Origin of the sequence: Citrobacter sp. CK181 (assembly GCF_030333595.1) — a bacterium.
Taxonomy (GTDB): domain Bacteria; phylum Pseudomonadota; class Gammaproteobacteria; order Enterobacterales; family Enterobacteriaceae; genus Citrobacter_B; species Citrobacter_B koseri.
Map to the genome: position 1 here is coordinate 266,132 of NZ_JAOWFN010000011.1, position 18,942 is coordinate 285,073.

An 18,942-nucleotide genomic window follows, 5' to 3' on the forward strand; every position below is an offset into this window, starting at 1 on the left:
ATTATCAGAAATCTCATCATGCTGAAATTCCGAGTTTCATTATTTAGCCTTGCCCTGATGCTGGCTGTCCCTTTTGCGCCACACGCTGTGGCGAAAACCGCGGCTGCCGCCGTAGCGTCTCAACCGGAAATTGCTTCTGGAAGCGCGATGATTGTTGATCTGAACACCAACAAAGTGATCTATTCGAACCACCCGGATCTTGTGCGTCCGATTGCGTCGATCACCAAATTAATGACGGCGATGGTGGTGCTTGATGCGCGACTGCCGCTGGATGAAAAACTGAAAGTCGATATCAGCCAGACGCCGGAAATGAAAGGCGTTTACTCACGCGTGCGTCTGAACAGTGAAATCAGCCGTAAAAATATGTTGCTGCTGGCGCTGATGTCTTCGGAAAACCGGGCGGCGGCAAGCCTGGCGCATCATTATCCGGGTGGCTATAACGCTTTTATTAAAGCGATGAATGCTAAAGCCAAAGCGTTGGGCATGACCCACACCCGTTTTGTGGAGCCGACGGGACTGTCGATTCATAACGTATCGACCGCCCGTGACCTGACGAAACTGCTGATTGCCAGCAAGCAGTATCCGCTGATTGGTCAGTTAAGCACCACGCGTGAGGATATGGCGACCTTTGCAAACCCGGCGTACACCTTGCCGTTTCGCAATACGAATCACCTGGTGTACCGCGATAACTGGAATATTCAGTTGACAAAGACCGGGTTTACCAACGCTGCGGGTCATTGCCTGGTGATGCGCACGATGATTAACAACAAACCGGTGGCGTTAGTGGTGATGGATGCCTTTGGCAAATATACCCATTTTGCCGATGCCAGCCGTTTACGCACCTGGATTGAAACCGGCAAAGCGATGCCCGTTCCGGCCGCCGCGTTGAGTTACAAAAAGCAGAAAGCCGCGCAGATGGCCGCAGCAGGCGAGCAGACCGCGCAAAACGATTGAGTTTGTTGATATGTGCCTGAATCCGGCCTACAGTTTGTAGGCCGGATAAGGCGCTTGCGCCGCCATCCGGCACGATATTTAAAACAGCTCCATCGCTGTAAATACGAGAAATCAATGCGTCTCGTCGGACGCCGCTTCTTTCCAGAATTTCAGCTTACTTGTTTTACCAATACCCGGATTCATGCTGTTGGTGGGGTCATTTTCACGATAAAAACGCGCCAGCGTCTCCGGCGCTTTGTACAAATGACCAACGTTATGCTCTGCCGGATATTGCGCGCCGCGCTGGCGCAGCAGTTCCAGCATTTGCTCTTTCAGCGCATGGGCATCGACGCCTTTCTTCACGATGTAATCCTGATGGAAGACATAGCACATGAAATGACCGTAATAGAGTTTATGCACCAGCTGGTTGTCAATTTCCGGCGGCAGATGCTCATACCATTCGGTGTCGTTACGCCGTAAGGCGATATCCAGTGCGAGAATATCCTCCACCTCATCGGCATGCACCGCCTGATAACGGATTGCCGCGCCTGCCGCGGCAAAACGGTGCAGGAACGCTTTGCTGCCTTCCTCCGGGGTACAGGCAAAGAAATCGCCCTCGGCGGTTTTGAAAAACTCGGTCAGCCAGCTTTGCGCTTCCGCCACTCCGTCTCCCGCCATTTTTAACAGCAGATGATGTTCATATTTGTCGCGCCAGCTTTTCATGCGCGGCGGCAGATGATTAGGGAATAAATGGCCGAACTTCTGCATCGCGCGGTCGGTGAAATGCGGGCGGAAGATTTTTACCTTTTCCAGCATCGCGTCGGTACGGCCTTTGAGCGTAAAGAAGAACGGCATTTTGTCGGTGCCGAGCTTGTCGATCATCAGGAACGTATCTTTGCCATATTTCTCCGCGATGTCGTAAATATCGCGGTGCATATATTCACCGGCAACCGGCAGGTTGTCGAATTTCGCCAGGATATGACGACGAATCTCGGTCAGCACGTCGGGCTGATTGGTGCCGATGTAAAAGACCTGCTGGTTTTTTTCCGCCTCGAAAGTGTCCAGCCGCACGGCGAACACCGCCAGCTTACCCGCGCAGCCGGAGGATTCGAACAGGCGATCCGGGTCAGCGTTATAGCGGGCAGGGGTATCGGCCTCAATGTCCCTGACGCGAGTCACGTAATCGTAATCGTGGGCGTGGCGGCCATCGTGGCGCACATCTTCATCTTTGATGCGTTCATCATCGAGTGTGCTGAGGATCTGTTCCGGGGTCTGGCCCAGTTCGATGCCCAGGTGGTTCACCAGCTGTAATTTGCCCTGTTCATCAATGCGCGCGAACAGCGACATTTCGGTATACGCCGGGCCACGTTGTACCAGCGACCCGCCGGAGTTATTGCAGATGCCGCCAATAACTGACGCGCCGATACAGGAGGAACCGATAACCGAGTGCGGTTCGCGACCAAAAGGTTTAAGCGCTTTTTCCAGTGAGTACAGCGTGGTGCCTGGGTATGCCAGCACCTGTTCGCCTTTACTGAGGACGTGCAGCTTGTCGAGGCGTAGCGTGCTGATGATGACAATTTCGCGATCGTAATCGTTGCCGTTCGGCGTGGAACCTTCAGTTAGGCCGGTATTGGCGGCCTGCATCAGAATGATTTTATCGGCGTTTACGCAGGCGTTCAGTACGCGCCACAATTCCAGCAGCGAGCCGGGGAAGACCACGGCCAGCGCTTCGCCCTGACCGGAACGGAACCCCTTGCGGTAGCGGGCGGTTTTTGCAGGATCGGTGAGCAGGTGCGAATGACCCACCAGACGGGTGAGCTCATTAAGAAAGGCTTTATTATCTGTCGTTGTAATGGAAGACATTCTCCACTCCTTGTGGTGGGACAAACTATCGGAACTAAGCATAGCGCTTTGTATGACAATACGCTTTCTCATGCAACTTGTCTCGGTGCAGGCTTAGCGTATTCCTGATCCTCCTCCCTGCGCAGGGGACGTTAAAAAAATCAGAGAATAACCTTAGCTTTCTTCTCCTCTCCCGATTAGGCTTATGGCAAACTGCGGTTTTTGTTATATTTTTGCTGCCACGTCGGGCTAAAGAAAAAGAGAGAATCAAGATGAAATGGCTATGTTCTGTAGGTGTTGCGGTAAGCCTTGCGTTGCAGCCAGCGCTGGCGGAAGCGTTGTCTGGCAACCATCCGCTGACGCCTGAAGCTCGGGATGCGTTTGTCACTGAATTGCTCACGAAAATGACCGTTGATGAGAAAATCGGTCAGCTGCGTTTGATAAGCGTTGGCCCCGACAACCCGAAAGAAGCCATCCGGGAGATGATCAAAAACGGGCAGGTCGGGGCGATTTTTAACACCGTCACCCGCCAGGATATCCGAAAAATGCAGGATCAGGTGATGGAACTGAGCCGCCTGAAAATCCCTCTCTTTTTCGCCTATGACGTGCTGCACGGGCAGCGTACCGTTTTCCCTATCAGCCTTGGCCTGGCCTCCTCGTTTAATCTGGAGGCGGTAAAAATCGTGGGCCGCGTCTCGGCGTATGAGGCGGCTGACGATGGCCTGAACATGACCTGGGCGCCAATGGTGGATGTGTCCCGCGATCCGCGCTGGGGACGCGCGTCGGAAGGCTTTGGTGAAGATACGTATCTGACGGCGATCATGGGCAAAACGATGGTCGAGGCGATGCAGGGCAAAAGCCCGGCGGATCGCTATTCGGTGATGACCAGCGTGAAACATTTCGCCGCCTATGGCGCGGTTGAGGGCGGGAAGGAATACAACACCGTCGATATGAGCCCGCAGCGCCTGTTCAACGACTATATGCCGCCGTATAAAGCCGGGCTGGACGCGGGCAGCGGCGCGGTGATGGTGGCGCTCAACTCACTGAACGGCACGCCTGCGACGTCAGATTCGTGGCTGTTGAAAGAGGTGCTGCGCGACGAGTGGGGCTTTAAAGGCATCACCGTTTCCGATCACGGCGCGATCAAAGAGCTGATTAAACACGGCACGGCATCCGACCCGGAAGACGCGGTGCGCGTGGCGCTCAAGTCCGGCATCAACATGAGTATGAGCGATGAGTATTACAGCAAATACCTGCCGGGGCTGGTCAAATCAGGCAAAGTAACGATGGCGGAACTGGACGATGCCGCGCGCCATGTGCTGAACGTGAAATATGACATGGGGTTGTTTAACGATCCGTACAGCCACCTGGGCGCAAAAGAGTCCGATCCGCAGGACACGAACGCTGAGAGCCGTCTGCATCGCAAAGACGCGCGCGACGTTGCGCGCGAAAGTCTGGTGCTGCTGAAGAACCGTCTGGAAACGCTGCCGTTGAATAAATCCGGCACCATTGCGGTGGTGGGGCCGCTGGCTGACAGTCAGCGTGATGTGATGGGAAGCTGGTCTGCCGCTGGCGTCGCCAGCCAGTCCGTTACGGTGCTGACGGGGATTAAAAACGCGCTGGGCGACAAAGGCAAAGTGATATACGCCAAAGGGGCGAATGTCACTAATGACAAAGGCATTGTTGATTTCCTCAATCAGTATGAGGAGGCGGTGAAAGTAGACCCTCGTTCGCCAGAAGCGATGATTGACGAGGCCGTTAATGCCGCGAAACAGTCCGATGTGGTTGTGGCCGTTGTCGGGGAAGCGCAGGGTATGGCGCATGAGGCTTCCAGTCGCACCGATATTCAGATCCCGCAAAGCCAGCGCGATCTGATCGCGGCGTTGAAGGCGACGGGTAAACCGTTGGTGCTGGTGCTGATGAACGGTCGTCCGCTGGCGCTGGTGAAAGAAGATCAGCAGGCTGACGCCATTCTGGAAACCTGGTTTGCCGGTACGGAAGGCGGTAACGCCATTGCTGACGTTCTGTTCGGCGACTATAACCCGTCGGGTAAACTGCCGATGTCCTTCCCGCGCTCTGTCGGGCAGATCCCGGTTTACTACAGCCATCTCAACACCGGTCGTCCGTATAACGCCGACAAGCCGAACAAGTACACCTCCCGCTACTTTGACGAGGCGAATGGCCCACTGTATCCGTTTGGTTATGGTCTGAGCTACACCACGTTTACCGTTTCCGATGTGACGCTCTCTGCGCCCACCATGAAGCGCGATGGCACGGTAACGGCCAGCGTGCGGGTGACGAATACCGGCAAGCGCGAGGGGGCGACGGTAATCCAGATGTATTTGCAGGATGTCACGGCATCGATGAGTCGTCCGGTAAAACAGCTGAAAGGCTTTGAGAAGGTAACGCTGAAGCCGGGAGAAACGCAGACCGTTAGCTTCCCGATTGATATTGAGGCGCTGAAATTCTGGAACCAGCGTATGAAGTATGACGCGGAGCCCGGCAAGTTTAACGTCTTTATTGGCGTCGATTCCGCCCGTGTGAAGCAGGGCGAGTTTGAACTGCTGTAGCCACGCGCCATGCCTGTCAGCTCCGTAGGCCGGATAAGACGCGTTAGCGTCGCTATCCGGCACCGGTGCGCCTGATTGCCGGATGGCGCTTGCGCTTATCCGGCCTGTGAATTGCTCCTGCCTTTTGTCGCTCTGCTATTTTTCAACTATGCTTTTTCCTCAAGTCTCTGAAAAGGGATGTAAAAGAATGAGGAAAGCAGCATGACAATTTCAAAAACAGGGGCGGGGGCGCTGCTGCTGTTAGCGGCGGTCAGTCTGCCGTTGCAGGCCGCATCACCCGTAACGGTCGGATCAAAAATCGATACGGAAGGCGCCTTGCTTGGCAACCTGATTTTACAGGTGCTGGAAAGCCACGGCGTTAAAACGGTGAATAAAGTGCAACTGGGTACAACCCCGGTAGTACGCGGCGCGATTACCTCCGGCGAGCTGGATATTTACCCGGAATATACCGGAAACGGCGCATTCTTCTTTAAAGACGAAAACGATCCGGCATGGAAAAACGCACTGGCGGGGTTTGAAAAAGTCAAAAAACTGGATGCTGAGCAGAACAAGCTGGTCTGGTTAACGCCAGCGCCTGCAAACAATACCTGGACGATTGCGGTGCGCCAGGATGTTGCGGAAAAGAATAAACTGGTTTCGCTTGCGGATCTCGGACGCTATCTGAAAGAGGGCGGAACGTTCAAGCTGGCCGCCTCCGCCGAGTTTATTGAACGCGCCGATGCGCTGCCTGCCTTTGAAAAAGCCTACGATTTTAAATTGAATCAGAACCAGTTGTTGTCGCTGGCTGGCGGCGATACGGCGGTGACCATTAAAGCGGCCGCCCAGCAAACGTCCGGCGTAAACGCGGCAATGGCCTATGGCACCGACGGCCCGGTTGCGGCGCTGGGGCTGCAAACACTGAGCGATCCGCAAGGCGTTCAGCCTATCTATGCGCCTGCTCCGGTGGTTCGTGAGTCGGTGCTAAAAGAATATCCGCAGATGGCGGAATGGTTGCAGCCGGTCTTTGCCAGCCTGGATGAAAAAACGCTGCAACAGTTGAATGCCAGTATCGCCGTTGAAGGGCTGGATGCGAAAAAAGTCGCGGCAGATTACCTGAAGCAAAAAGGCTGGGTGAAGTAACACATTTTGTATCAGGTCAGTAAGGTGTCAAAAGTCAGTCTTAACCGTGTGTTGCTGCTGTTGGTGATCCTGACGGGGGTTGCCGCCGCGCTGCCTTTCGTTAACTACGCCCCCAATCGCCTGGTGTCAGGAGAGGGGCGTCAGATCTGGGATATCTGGCCGGGTTCGGTTTCTCTGCTGGCGGGCGCCGGGTGCGCATTGCTGGTGTTGTGCTTTGTCCCTGGGAAAAAGGGCAGCGTGCTGACGCTTGTGCTGGCGCAGGCGCTGGTGATCGCCATGCTCTGGAGCGTGGGGAAAGCGGCAACGCATCTGGCGCAGGCCGGCAGCCCGCTGGCGCGCACCAGCCTGGGGAGTGGCCTGTGGCTGGGTCTTGGGCTCACCCTGCTGGCCTGTAGCGATGCCATTCGCCGTATCACCACCCAACCGCTCTGGCGCTGGCTTCTGCATGCGCAAATTGCGCTCTTACCGCTGGCGCTGCTGCTCACCGGCGCATTCAACGATCTCTCTTTACTCAAAGAGTACGCTAACCGGCAGGATATTTTTGATAATGCGCTGGTTCAGCACCTGACGCTGCTGGCGGGAACCGTGTTGCCCGCGTTGCTGATTGGCGTACCGCTGGGCATCTGGTGCTCGTTTGCAACGGCGCGGCAGGGGCCGGTCTTTGCCGTTCTGAATGTTATCCAGACCATCCCTTCCGTTGCGCTGTTTGGCCTGCTGATTGCCCCGCTTGCCGGGCTGGTGAAGGCGTGGCCCTGGCTGGGAACGCTTGGCGTGGCGGGAACCGGGTTAACGCCCGCCCTGATTGCGCTGGTGCTCTATGCGTTACTGCCGCTGGTGCGCGGCGTGGTTGCCGGGCTTAACCAGGTGCCGCGAGACGTGCTGGAAAGCGCGCGGGCGATGGGGATGAGCGCTTCTCAACGCTTTATCCATGTACAACTGCCGCTGGCGTTGCCGGTTTTTTTACGCAGCCTGCGCGTGGTTATGGTGCAAACGGTGGGGATGGCGGTCATCGCCGCCCTGATTGGGGCGGGAGGGTTTGGCGCCCTGGTCTTTCAGGGACTGCTCAGCAGCGCCGTTGATCTGGTTCTGCTGGGGGTGATCCCGGTCATTGCGCTGGCCGTGCTGATCGACGCGCTGTTTGATTTATGGATCGCACTCCTGAAGGTAACGAATGATGATTGAATTTAGCCATGTCAGCAAAACCTTCGGTGCGCAGAAGGCCGTCAACGACCTCAATCTGCATTTTCGCGAAGGCAGCTTTTCAGTGCTGATTGGCACATCGGGGTCGGGAAAATCCACCACGCTGAAGATGATTAACCGCCTGGTGGAGCATGACAGCGGGGTGATCCGTTTTGCCGGGGAAGAGATCCGCAGCTTGCCGGTGCTGGAACTGCGTCGTCGCATGGGGTACGCCATCCAGTCGATCGGCCTTTTCCCGCACTGGACGGTGGCGCAAAACATTGCCACCGTACCGCAACTGCAAAAGTGGTCGCGCTCGCGTATTGATGACCGCACGGAAGAACTGATGGCGCTGCTGGGGCTGGACGTGAATTTGCGTCACCGTTATCCGCACCAGCTCTCTGGCGGGCAACAGCAGCGCGTTGGGGTGGCCCGCGCGCTGGCTGCCGATCCGCAGGTATTGCTGATGGATGAGCCGTTTGGCGCGCTGGACCCGGTAACGCGCGGGGCGCTTCAGCAGGAGATGACCCGTATTCACCGGCTGCTTGGCCGCACCATCGTGCTGGTGACGCACGATATCGACGAGGCGCTGCGTCTGGCGGAGCATCTGGTGCTGATGGATGGCGGCGAAGTGGTACAGCAGGGCACGCCGCTGGAAATGCTGACCGCGCCGGCGAATGATTTTGTGCAGGCGTTTTTTGGGCGCAGCGAACTGGGCGTGCGGCTGCTGTCGCTGCGCAGCGTGGGGGATTATGTGCGTCGTCATGAGCAAGTGGGTGGTGACGCGCTGGCGGAAGAGATGACGCTGCGCGATGCGCTGTCTGTCTTTGTGGCGCGAGGGTGCGACGTATTGCCGGTGGTGGATCAGCAGGGCACTCCCTGCGGGACGCTCCATTTTCGCGATCTGCTTTCGGAGGCGCTGCCCGGTGAAACGACTGTCTGATCCGCTGCTCTGGCTTATTGTCGCTTTTCTGGCGCTGCTTGCGGGGCTGCCGTACAGCCAGGCGGTGTTTGGCGCGCTGTTTCCGCAGCTGCCACGACCGGTTTACCAGCAAGAAAGCTTTATGGCACTGGCGCTGGCCCATTTCTGGCTGGTGGGCGTATCAAGCCTGATTGCTGTGGCGGTTGGCGTCGGGGCGGGGATTGCGGTCACCCGCTCATGGGGGGCAGAGTTTCGCCCGCTGGTGGAAACCATCGCCGCCGTCGGGCAGACCTTTCCGCCGGTCGCGGTGCTGGCGATAGCTGTTCCGGTGATGGGGTTTGGTCAGGAGCCAGCCATTATCGCGCTGATCCTCTACGGGGTTTTACCGATATTGCAGGCCACGCTCGCCGGGCTGGGGGCGATTCCCGCCAGCGTCATGAGCGTGGCGCGCGGGATGGGAATGAGCCGGGGACAGCAGCTGTGGAAAGTCGAACTGCCGCTGGCCGCGCCGGTGATTCTGACGGGGATTCGCACCTCGGTGATCATCAATATTGGGACTGCGACGATCGCCTCGACGGTGGGTGCCAGCACGCTCGGCACGCCAATTATCATCGGGCTGAGCGGCTTTAACACCGCCTATGTGATTCAGGGGGCTTTACTGGTCGCGCTGGCGGCGATCATTGTCGATCGCCTGTTCGAGCGTCTGGTGCTGCGCCTTAACCGGCACGTAAAATAAACGTATAGCCAGCGAGCATCACGCCGCCGATACCGCCGATAGCCATCAGCAGGAAGAGGGTAATCACACCGATTTTAGCTGCGCGCATTGTGCACTCCTTATGTTAACAAAAGGATTGTACCGTAAAGCACGTTTGTTAATGAATCATTAAATGCGCGGAATGTCTGATCACGCATTGGTGCTGCCATCCGGTAAGGCTACAGGCCCAGCGGGTAAATATCGTGCCCCTGCGCGCGCCAGGCATTGAGTTGCTGCTGCTGCGCGGGCGTCTGCGTCTCGCCGCACCAGATAAGCAGCGTCCTGCCGTCAAACAGCTCCGGGCGAAGCTGGTTCAGCGAGTGAGCCAGCACATCGACGCGCCATCCTTGCTGGCTGGCGACCCAGCCTTCCAGCCACAGCCGGGTGGTATCGTGAATATTCCAGCCGACCACCAGCGCGTCTTTCCCCTGTTTTTTGCGCGCGGAGGCAAGACAAATCGCAATGTAATTGATCAAGATGCCGTCAAGGATGCCGAGCAGCGCCTGGAGAGTGGGTTGCTGGCACTGTAAGCGTCGTCGCAGAGGAGTAAACAGGTGCGTGGTGAGCGTCTGGGCGGGGTAATCCTGCCCACGTTCTTTAATCCATAGCCTGAGGCTATGCAGATTGTTGCTTTGCAAATAGTGCAGCAGCGTCTCCTGCTGTTCGCGCCAGCCGTTTTGTACATCGATGTTATCGTTGCTGAGCAGCACTTTGACCTTACTGACCTGCACGCCGTTATCAATCCAGCGTTTAATCTCCCGAATCCTGTCGATATCGGCGTCATTAAACAGGCGGTGCCCCCCGTCTGTTCGCTGGGGCTTTAATAATCCGTAACGCCTCTGCCACGCACGTAACGTGACAGGGTTGATATCACAAAGCAAAGCCACTTCACCTATTGTGTAAAGCGCCATCGTTTCACCCTTGCTCGCGAGGTCCCAGTTTTACTTTAGACGCTCTTTTACGAACCAGGTAGTTTTGTCTGTTTTTTAATCAGTGCGCGGGTGAGATTGTGGCCTGACGTGCGCTTTTGAGTGATCGTTCTCACGAATTCATGTTTTTTTGCAACAGTTCAAAGAAAGATAAGCGCAGCCAATGTATGTTACGCGTTTTTAAGAGATGTGTGGTTTGCGGGTATGTACGAGTTTAATCTGGTGTTGCTGCTGCTTCAGCAGATGTGCGTGTTTCTGGTCATTGCGTGGTTAATGAGTAAAACACGTTTATTCATCCCGTTAATGCAGGTTACCGTTCGCCTGCCGCATAAATTTCTCTGTTATATCGTCTTCTCTATTTTCTGCATTATGGGCACCTGGTTTGGGTTGCACATCGAAGATTCCATTGCCAATACCCGTGCGATTGGCGCCGTGATGGGCGGCTTGCTGGGCGGGCCTGTGGTCGGCGGCCTGGTTGGACTCACCGGCGGTTTACACCGTTATTCGATGGGCGGGATGACGGCGCTGAGCTGCATGATCTCCACCATTGTTGAAGGGTTGTTAGGCGGCCTGGTGCATAGCGTGCTGATCCGTCGCGGGCGCACCGATAAAGTTTTCAGCCCGTTAACGGCCGGGGCGATTACCTTCGTCGCTGAACTGGTGCAAATGCTGATCATTTTGTTGATCGCCCGACCTTTTGAAGATGCGTTGCATCTGGTAAGCAGTATTGCCGCGCCCATGATGGTGACTAACACCGTCGGGGCGGCGCTGTTTATGCGCATTTTGCTCGACAAACGCGCGATGTTTGAAAAATACACCTCGGCGTTTTCCGCCACCGCGCTGAAAGTGGCGGCCTCCACGGAGGGTATCCTTCGTCAGGGCTTTAACGAAGTGAACAGCATGAAGGTGGCCCAGGTGTTGTATCAGGAACTGGATATCGGCGCAGTGGCGATCACCGATCGCGATAAACTGCTGGCGTTTACCGGCATTGGCGACGATCACCACCTGCCGGGGAAACCTATTTCATCAAGCTACACGCTGAAAGCGATTGAGACCGGTGAGGTGGTGTATGCCGATGGTAACGAAGTGCCTTACCGCTGCTCGTTGCATCCGCAGTGCAAATTAGGCTCAACGCTGGTGATTCCGCTGCGCGGCGAAAACCAACGCGTGATGGGCACCATCAAACTGTATGAAGCCAAAAACCGGCTCTTTAGCTCCATCAACCGAACGCTGGGCGAGGGGATTGCGCAACTGCTGTCGGCGCAGATTCTGGCCGGGCAGTATGAACGCCAGAAAGCGCTGCTCACACAGTCGGAAATTAAACTTTTGCATGCGCAGGTGAATCCTCATTTTCTGTTTAACGCGCTTAACACCATTAAAGCGGTGGTACGCCGCGACAGCGAACAGGCCAGCCAACTGGTGCAGTATCTCTCGACCTTCTTTCGCAAGAACTTAAAGCGCCCCTCGGAGATTGTGACCCTTGCCGATGAAATTGAGCATGTGAATGCCTATTTGCAAATTGAGAAGGCGCGCTTCCAGGCGCGGTTGCAGGTGAATTTAAACGTGCCGGAGGAACTTTCGCACCAGCAACTGCCCGCGTTCACTCTGCAACCGATTGTGGAAAACGCCATTAAGCACGGCACGTCGCAACTGCTCGGCACCGGTGAAGTCTCCATTACGGCCAGACAGGACGGGCAGCACCTGATGCTGGACATTGAGGATAACGCCGGGTTGTACCAGCCCACGACCAATGCCAGCGGCCTGGGGATGAACCTGGTGGATAAACGGCTGCGCGAACGCTTTGGCGATGATTACGGCATCAACGTGGCCTGCGAACCCGATCTCTTTACCCGGATAACCTTACGACTTCCCCTGGAGGAAAACGCATGATTAAAGTGCTGATTGTGGATGATGAGCCGTTAGCGCGGGAAAATCTGCGGATTCTGTTACAGGAACAAAGTGATATTGAGATTGTGGGTGAGTGCTCGAATGCGGTAGAGGCGATTGGCGCGGTGCATAAGCTGCACCCGGACGTGCTGTTTCTCGACATCCAGATGCCGCGCATCAGCGGGCTGGAAATGGTCGGGATGCTCGATCCAGAACATCGGCCGTACATTGTTTTTCTGACCGCTTTTGACGAATACGCCATTAAAGCGTTTGAAGAGCACGCTTTTGACTATCTGCTTAAGCCCATTGAAGAGAAGCGGCTGGAGAAAACGTTGGCGCGTCTGCGACAGGAACGAAACATGCAGGACGTTTCGGTGTTGCCGGAAAATCAACAAGCGTTGAAATTCATTCCCTGTACCGGACACAGCCGTATTTATCTGTTGCAAATGGATGACGTGGCGTTTGTCAGCAGCCGGATGAGCGGCGTGTACGTAACCAGCAGCGAGGGGAAGGAAGGGTTTACCGAATTGACGCTGCGAACGCTGGAGAGCCGCACACCGTTATTGCGCTGCCATCGTCAGTATCTGGTGAATATGGCGCAGTTGCAGGAAATTCGTCTGGAGGATAATGGTCAGGCCGAGCTGATTTTGCGCAACGGTTTAACGGTTCCTGTCAGCCGTCGCTACCTGAAAAGTTTAAAAGAGGCGATTGGGCTGTAAAAGACTGCTAAAATGATTTTTTGCCTCATTAACACCCGAAGGCCCCATGCTGAGTAACGATATTCTGCGTAGCGTGCGCTACATCCTGAAAGCAAACAATAACGATCTGGTGCGCATTCTGGCGCTGGGTAATGCCGAAGCCACTGCGGAACAGATTGCTGTCTGGTTGCGTAAAGAAGAGGAAGAGGGCTTTCAACGTTGCCCGGATATCATCCTCTCTGCTTTCCTGAATGGGCTGATTTACGAAAAGCGTGGTAAAGATGAGTCCGCGCCAGCGCTGGAGCCGGAGCGCCGCGTTAACAATAATATTGTGCTGAAAAAGCTGCGTATCGCGTTCTCGCTGAAAACCGACGATATCCTTGCGATTCTGACGGAGCAAAAATTCCGCGTCTCGATGCCGGAAATCACGGCGATGATGCGCGCCCCGGAGCATAAAAACTTCCGTGAGTGCGGCGATCAGTTCTTGCGTTATTTCCTGCGCGGGCTGGCGGCGCGTCAGCACGAGAAGAAAGCGTAATAAGATAAGCGGTAGGCCGGATAAGGTGTTTGCACCGTCATCCGGCGTTTGCGCCTGATGGTGCTTCGCTTACCAGACCTACGGCGTGGTTCGCTGGCGTACTGGAATAAAAAAGCCGGAGAATGTCTCCGGCTTTTTTGTTTATTTTACCTGCTGGCCTGGTTTCGCACCGTCATCCGGGCTTAACAGGAAGATATCTTTCCCGCCAGGACCGGCGGCCATCACCATCCCTTCAGAGATGCCGAAGCGCATTTTACGCGGGGCCAGGTTGGCGACCATCACCGTATGGCGACCAATCAGCGCCTGCGGGTCAGGGTACGCGGAACGGATGCCGGAGAAGACGTTGCGCTTTTCGCCGCCCAGATCCAGCGTCAGACGCAGCAGTTTGTCAGAACCCTCAACGAACTCAGCGTTTTCAATCAGCGCCACGCGCAGATCGACCTTAGCGAAATCGTCAAAGGTAATGGTTTCCTGAATCGGGTCGTCTGCCAGCGGGCCGGTAACTGGCGCCGCCGCCGCTTTCACCTCTTCTTTCGAGGCTTCAACCAGCGCATCGACCTGTTTCATGTCGATGCGGTTATACAGCGCTTTGAAGGCGTTAACCTTGTGGCCCAGCAGCGGTTGTGCGATTGCATCCCAGCTCAGCTCGGTGTTCAGGAACGCTTCCACACGTTCGCTCAGCGTTGGCAGAACCGGCTTCAGGTACGTCATCAGCACGCGGAACAGGTTGATGCCCATCGAGCAGATCGCTTGCAGGTCGGTATCGCGGCCTTCCTGTTTCGCGACAACCCACGGCGCTTGTTCATCAACATAGCGGTTAGCCATGTCCGCCAGCGCCATAATTTCACGGATCGCTTTACCGAATTCGCGGCTTTCCCACGCTTCGCCGATGACCGCTGCTGCGTCGGTGAAGGTTTTGTACAGCGCGGGATCGGCCAGTTCAGCAGCCAGTACGCCATCGAAACGCTTGTTGATAAAGCCCGCGTTACGGGAAGCCAGGTTGACGACTTTGTTGACGATATCCGCGTTGACGCGCTGCACGAAGTCTTCCAGATTCAGGTCGATGTCATCGATGCGGGAAGAGAGCTTCGCCGTGTAGTAATAGCGCAGGCTGTCGGCGTCAAAATGGTTCAGCCAGGTGCTGGCCTTAATAAAGGTGCCGCGCGATTTAGACATCTTCGCGCCGTTCACCGTTACATAGCCGTGAACGAACAGGTTGGTCGGTTTGCGGAAACCGCTGCCTTCCAGCATGGCCGGCCAGAACAGGCTGTGGAAGTAGACGATATCTTTACCGATGAAATGGTATAGCTCGGCGTCAGAATCTTTCTTCCAGTAGTCGTCAAAGCTGGTCAGATCGCCGCGCTTGTTGCACAGATTCTTGAATGAACCCATGTAGCCGATCGGCGCATCCAGCCAGACGTAGAAAAATTTGCCCGGCGCATTCGGGATTTCAAAACCGAAGTATGGCGCGTCACGGGAGATATCCCACTGTTGCAGGCCGGATTCAAACCACTCCTGCATTTTGTTCGCCACCTGCTCCTGCAACGCGCCGCTGCGGGTCCACGCCTGCAACATTTCGCTGAAAGAGGGCAGGTCAAAGAAGAAGTGCTCAGAGTCGCGCATCACCGGCGTAGCGCCGGAAACCACGGATTTCGGCTCGATAAGCTCGGTCGGGCTATAGGTCGCGCCGCACACTTCGCAGTTATCGCCGTACTGGTCTGGAGACTTACATTTCGGGCAGGTGCCTTTTACAAAACGATCCGGCAGGAACATGCCTTTTTCTGGATCGTAGAGCTGAGAGATGGTGCGGTTCTTAATGAAACCGTTCTCTTTCAGGCGGGTGTAAATCAGCTCGGACAGCTCGCGGTTCTCTTCGCTGTGCGTTGAGTGGTAGTTGTCATAGCTGATGTTAAAGCCTGCGAAATCAGTCTGATGCTCCTGACTCATTTCACCAATCATCTGCTCTGGCGTAATACCCAACTGCTGTGCTTTCAGCATGATAGGGGTGCCGTGTGCGTCGTCCGCGCAGATGAAGTTGACCTGGTGGCCGCGCATTCGCTGGTAACGGACCCAGACATCAGCCTGGATGTGCTCCAGCATATGGCCGAGGTGGATGGAGCCGTTGGCGTACGGCAGCGCGCACGTTACCAGAATTTTCTTCGCGACTTGAGTCATAGTAGGTATTACTTCTTCTCTAGTAAAAGGGGGTTCTGATGTTACCTGAAAGGGAATAACTACGCCAAGAAATAAGGGGATTAAACCATAAATGAATAATTATTACCGCAGGAGTAAACTAGAAAGTTACAATTGTACTTTTCATAACGATAAAAAGGAGTCGGGATGAACGCACAATCCCAGGCTAAATCACCAGAGACCCTGCGCGCAATGGTTGCCGGGACGCTGGCGAATTTTCAGCACCCAACCCTGAAGCATAACCTGACGACGTTGAAAGCGTTGCACCATGTCGCCTGGCTGGATGACACGCTGCACGTTGAGCTGGTCATGCCGTTTGTCTGGCACAGCGCGTTTGAGGTGTTAAAAGAGCAATGCAGCGCCGATTTACTGCGGATTACGGGCGCGAAAGCCATTGACTGGAAGCTGTCGCATAACATCGCGACGCTGAAGCGCGTTAAAAATCAGCCTGGCATTAACGGCGTGAAGAACATTATCGCCGTCAGTTCCGGTAAAGGCGGCGTGGGAAAATCGTCTACCGCTGTTAACCTGGCGTTAGCGCTAGCGGCGGAAGGGGCGAAAGTCGGTATTCTGGATGCCGATATCTACGGCCCGTCTATCCCGACCATGCTGGGGGCTGAGAATCAGCGCCCAACTTCGCCGGACGGCACCCATATGGCGCCGATTATGTCTCACGGTCTGGCGACCAACTCCATCGGTTATCTGGTGACGGATGACAATGCGATGGTATGGCGCGGCCCGATGGCCAGTAAAGCGTTGATGCAGATGTTGCAGGAAACGTTGTGGCCGGATCTGGATTACCTGGTACTGGATATGCCGCCGGGAACCGGTGACATTCAATTGACGCTGGCGCAGAACATTCCGGTTACAGGCGCGGTTGTCGTTACCACGCCGCAGGACATCGCGCTTATTGACGCCAAAAAAGGCATAGTGATGTTCGAGAAGGTCGAAGTACCGGTGCTTGGGATTGTTGAAAACATGAGTATGCATATCTGTAGCAACTGCGGTCACCATGAGCCAATTTTTGGCACCGGCGGCGCACAGAAACTGGCCGAGCAGTACCGTACTCAACTGCTGGGGCAGATGCCGTTGCATATCAGCCTGCGTGAAGATCTCGATCGCGGAACGCCGACGGTAATCAGCCGTCCCGACAGTGAGTTTACCGCGATATACCGCGAGCTGGCAGGGCGCGTTGCGGCGCAACTGTACTGGCAGGGTGAGGTTATTCCCGGAGAAATAGCTTTCCGCGCGGTTTAATTTCGCCTGAACCGTCAGGATGACGGCTATTCACCGCATCATAAATATATTGATGCGGTGAATGTATTAATGAAATAATCATCACGCTATTATTTATTTTCCCTTCATTAATTGGGCGCTTTTCTTAAAAAATCACCAAATACATCATTTGAATTGATCATAGCTATCTTATTAATTTATTATCTCGATTGGTCTTACAATGAACCGGCGAGCATAATTTCCCATGAAGATAAACTGTGCTGTGCTCTCTTTTACGACAGGATTAACGCTAAACATGAAGAATCCTTTGCTGATGGGAATTATAGTTCTGGCTTATGGAATGAGTTCTCCTGTTTTTGCCTCTGATACCGCGACGCTCACGATTAGCGGAAGCGTCACGACCCCCACCTGTCATGCTGACGTTGTGGATACTCAGTTGCAACAGCGTTGCGGTAATAACACCTATCTGACAAACGCAGGAGAAACGGCCTCAATGCCGGTCAGAGGCGTTGTAACGGAAGTTATCACCCTGCCAGGAAGCACCGCTCGCCAGATAGTCCTAAACCGCTACGACTAAAATAACGTGAATACGAGAAAGCCCACATCATTTTCATGAATGATGTGGGCTTTTCTATTTATATTTTGAATATATTTAATGATAAATTACGATTATTAATAAATTCTAAAAATGATAATTAGTACAACTTATTTGTTGTGATTATATTGCATTCTGTAAATTGTTTTAAATCAACAAAACAACACGTTTACATTGCGATAACGTTTTGTGTGTGCGAATTTAGTTTCAAGAGTTAATCCCTCTTAACAAATAGAAATTCATTTATTAAGGAAGATGCTATGAAACGTTCAATTATTGCTGCCTCCGTATTGTCTGCTATTTTTATGAGTGCCGGGGTTTTTGCGGCGGATGCAGATTATGGCGAACTGATTATTACGGGTAAAGTTGTTGGCACAACATGTAAATTTGTTGGTGATGCAACTGCAAAGATTGATATGAACCAGGTGGGGGTGGACCGTTTAAATATACTGAATGCTGGCGGCGTTTATGATGGATATTCTAACTCCACTATCACGCCGTTGAAAGTTGAGTGTACGGGTGATAATGCACCTCGTATTACCTTCTCCCGTTCACAGTTTGATAGTTCACATACCTCTGTTACACGGAATACTGCATCAAACAATGGCGCTGGTTTCTCTGTCTATTATGACGGGAATAAGGTTAATGCAGATAATGGTATTTCTCTGGAAAAAAGTGATGATGGGAAATATGAGCTTAGCTTCTCAGCGCGTTATGCTAATCTGGCTGGACAAAATAATGTAACTGCGGGTGAGGTGAGCTCCTCTTTGACGCTGACGGTAGTAACTGATTAACACACCCTTTTAGTCGGCGGCGTTTTGTCGCCGCCGATTTCTCTGATAATAAGGTGAGTTAACCATGAGAAAGATAATGGCATTATTGTTGGCTGGTGCTGTAATGCCTGCATGGGCAGGCATTTATATTTACGGCACACGGATTATTTATCCAGCCCAGAAAAAAGAAATTACTGTACAGTTAATGAATGAAGGTACGCGCAGCGCGTTGGTGCAGTCATGGATTGATGACGGCGACACCAGTTTGCCGCCTGAAAAAATTCAGGTGCCATTTGTTCTGTCACCGCCAGTCGCCCGAGTGATTGCGGGTTCTGGCCAACAACTGAAGATTAAATTACTTGAGAATAGATTGCCGGGTGATCGTGAAAGTCTGTTCTTTCTCAATGTGTTGGATATCCCGCCAAATTCAGCAGAAACGGAAGGGAAAAATGTAATCAAATTTGCGATGCAAAACCGTGTGAAGTTTATCTACCGCCCACAAGGAATTTCTTCTGTAGATAAAAATAGCTTTTCTCGTCTGCGGATTAGTAAATCATACAACGGCATAAACATCAAAAATAATTCAGCAAACTGGATTACCATCCCTGAAATTGTTGGAAAAACTAAAATTAATAAAGAAACTTATGTGCTTGCACCCTGGTCAGATAAATTAGTAAGCACTTCTGTTGGCGTTAATCATTATACTGTCACACTTATTGATGATCATGGTAATTATTTGAGTGAGAAAGTAAAAACGGATAGATAGCCCAAGGA

Annotated in this window: 17 protein-coding genes; 13 read left to right on the forward strand and 4 right to left on the reverse strand. The window is 53.9% G+C overall.

Annotated features, from left to right (window positions below):
• The first annotated feature begins 18 nt into the window (after positions 1 to 18).
• Positions 19 to 954, forward strand: coding sequence for a D-alanyl-D-alanine endopeptidase (pbpG, locus tag OGW17_RS05385; protein ID WP_012131638.1), 936 nt, complete (start codon positions 19 to 21; stop codon positions 952 to 954).
• 111 nt (positions 955 to 1,065) lie between these two features.
• Here pbpG and dld read toward each other — a convergent pair whose 3' ends face one another.
• The gene (gene dld, locus OGW17_RS05390) at positions 1,066 to 2,796 is read right to left on the reverse strand and encodes a D-lactate dehydrogenase (protein WP_071258961.1); all 1,731 of its coding nucleotides are present in this window, start codon (positions 2,794 to 2,796) and stop codon (positions 1,066 to 1,068) included.
• A gap of 251 nt (positions 2,797 to 3,047) precedes the next feature.
• Between dld and bglX the strand changes: the two genes are divergently transcribed.
• From bglX to OGW17_RS05415, 5 genes are all read left to right on the forward strand, one after another.
• Positions 3,048 to 5,345 (forward strand): beta-glucosidase BglX, encoded by a 2,298-nt coding sequence (gene bglX / locus OGW17_RS05395; RefSeq protein ID WP_071258958.1) that lies wholly within the window; start codon positions 3,048 to 3,050, stop codon positions 5,343 to 5,345.
• A 201-nt stretch (positions 5,346 to 5,546) separates the two neighbouring features.
• The gene (gene osmF / locus OGW17_RS05400; protein ID WP_071258956.1) at positions 5,547 to 6,464 is read left to right on the forward strand and encodes a glycine betaine ABC transporter substrate-binding protein OsmF; all 918 of its coding nucleotides are present in this window, start codon (positions 5,547 to 5,549) and stop codon (positions 6,462 to 6,464) included.
• A gap of 24 nt (positions 6,465 to 6,488) precedes the next feature.
• A complete protein-coding gene (locus tag OGW17_RS05405; RefSeq protein ID WP_048902379.1) occupies positions 6,489 to 7,646 on the forward strand; it encodes an ABC transporter permease in 1,158 nt (385 codons plus the stop codon).
• Complete coding sequence (locus tag OGW17_RS05410) at positions 7,639 to 8,586, forward strand: ABC transporter ATP-binding protein (protein ID WP_024130184.1); 948 nt, start codon at positions 7,639 to 7,641, stop codon at positions 8,584 to 8,586. Before OGW17_RS05405 ends, OGW17_RS05410 begins: the two co-directional genes overlap by 8 nt.
• The gene (locus OGW17_RS05415) at positions 8,570 to 9,301 is read left to right on the forward strand and encodes an ABC transporter permease (protein ID WP_071258954.1); all 732 of its coding nucleotides are present in this window, start codon (positions 8,570 to 8,572) and stop codon (positions 9,299 to 9,301) included. The genes OGW17_RS05410 and OGW17_RS05415 overlap by 17 nt, the downstream gene beginning before the upstream one ends.
• On the opposite strand, the gene OGW17_RS05420 is transcribed toward OGW17_RS05415, so the two are convergent.
• Together OGW17_RS05420 and mlrA are read right to left on the reverse strand one after the other, a co-directional pair.
• The gene (locus OGW17_RS05420) at positions 9,282 to 9,389 is read right to left on the reverse strand and encodes a protein YohO (protein ID WP_047462533.1); all 108 of its coding nucleotides are present in this window, start codon (positions 9,387 to 9,389) and stop codon (positions 9,282 to 9,284) included. The two genes, OGW17_RS05415 and OGW17_RS05420, sit on opposite strands and share 20 nt — an antisense overlap.
• A 109-nt stretch (positions 9,390 to 9,498) precedes the next feature.
• A complete protein-coding gene (gene mlrA / locus OGW17_RS05425; protein WP_012131645.1) occupies positions 9,499 to 10,230 on the reverse strand; it encodes an HTH-type transcriptional regulator MlrA in 732 nt (243 codons plus the stop codon).
• Positions 10,231 to 10,452: 222 nt separating this feature from the next.
• On the opposite strand from mlrA, the gene OGW17_RS05430 reads away from it, so the two are divergent.
• Genes OGW17_RS05430 through OGW17_RS05440 form a run of 3 tightly spaced genes read left to right on the forward strand, consistent with a single transcriptional unit; the run spans position 10,453 to position 13,371 of the window.
• On the forward strand, positions 10,453 to 12,138 hold the full coding sequence (locus OGW17_RS05430; protein WP_012131646.1) for a sensor histidine kinase: 1,686 nt from the start codon (positions 10,453 to 10,455) through the stop codon (positions 12,136 to 12,138).
• On the forward strand, positions 12,135 to 12,854 hold the full coding sequence (gene btsR / locus OGW17_RS05435; RefSeq protein WP_012131647.1) for a two-component system response regulator BtsR: 720 nt from the start codon (positions 12,135 to 12,137) through the stop codon (positions 12,852 to 12,854). Before OGW17_RS05430 ends, btsR begins: the two co-directional genes overlap by 4 nt.
• A gap of 46 nt (positions 12,855 to 12,900) precedes the next feature.
• Complete coding sequence (locus tag OGW17_RS05440) at positions 12,901 to 13,371, forward strand: YehS family protein (RefSeq protein WP_012131648.1); 471 nt, start codon at positions 12,901 to 12,903, stop codon at positions 13,369 to 13,371.
• Positions 13,372 to 13,512: 141 nt separating this feature from the next.
• On the opposite strand, the gene metG is transcribed toward OGW17_RS05440, so the two are convergent.
• Positions 13,513 to 15,546, reverse strand: a complete 2,034-nt coding sequence (gene metG / locus OGW17_RS05445; protein ID WP_071258951.1) for a methionine--tRNA ligase — start codon at positions 15,544 to 15,546, stop codon at positions 13,513 to 13,515.
• Between the two features lie 165 nt (positions 15,547 to 15,711).
• Here metG and apbC point away from each other — a divergent pair, with 165 nt between their 5' ends.
• The 4 genes from apbC (at position 15,712) to OGW17_RS05465 (ending at position 18,934) form a co-directional block, all read left to right on the forward strand.
• Positions 15,712 to 16,821 carry an iron-sulfur cluster carrier protein ApbC gene (gene apbC, locus OGW17_RS05450; protein ID WP_012131650.1) on the forward strand — a complete coding sequence of 370 codons (1,110 nt, stop codon included), beginning with the start codon at positions 15,712 to 15,714 and terminating at the stop codon, positions 16,819 to 16,821.
• Between the two features lie 274 nt (positions 16,822 to 17,095).
• On the forward strand, positions 17,096 to 17,377 hold the full coding sequence (locus OGW17_RS05455) for a DUF2574 family protein (protein WP_049011722.1): 282 nt from the start codon (positions 17,096 to 17,098) through the stop codon (positions 17,375 to 17,377).
• A gap of 278 nt (positions 17,378 to 17,655) precedes the next feature.
• Positions 17,656 to 18,189, forward strand: coding sequence for a fimbrial protein YehD (gene yehD, locus OGW17_RS05460; protein WP_049011723.1), 534 nt, complete (start codon positions 17,656 to 17,658; stop codon positions 18,187 to 18,189).
• A gap of 64 nt (positions 18,190 to 18,253) precedes the next feature.
• On the forward strand, positions 18,254 to 18,934 hold the full coding sequence (locus tag OGW17_RS05465; protein ID WP_012131654.1) for a fimbrial assembly chaperone: 681 nt from the start codon (positions 18,254 to 18,256) through the stop codon (positions 18,932 to 18,934).
• Positions 18,935 to 18,942: the final 8 nt, after the last annotated feature.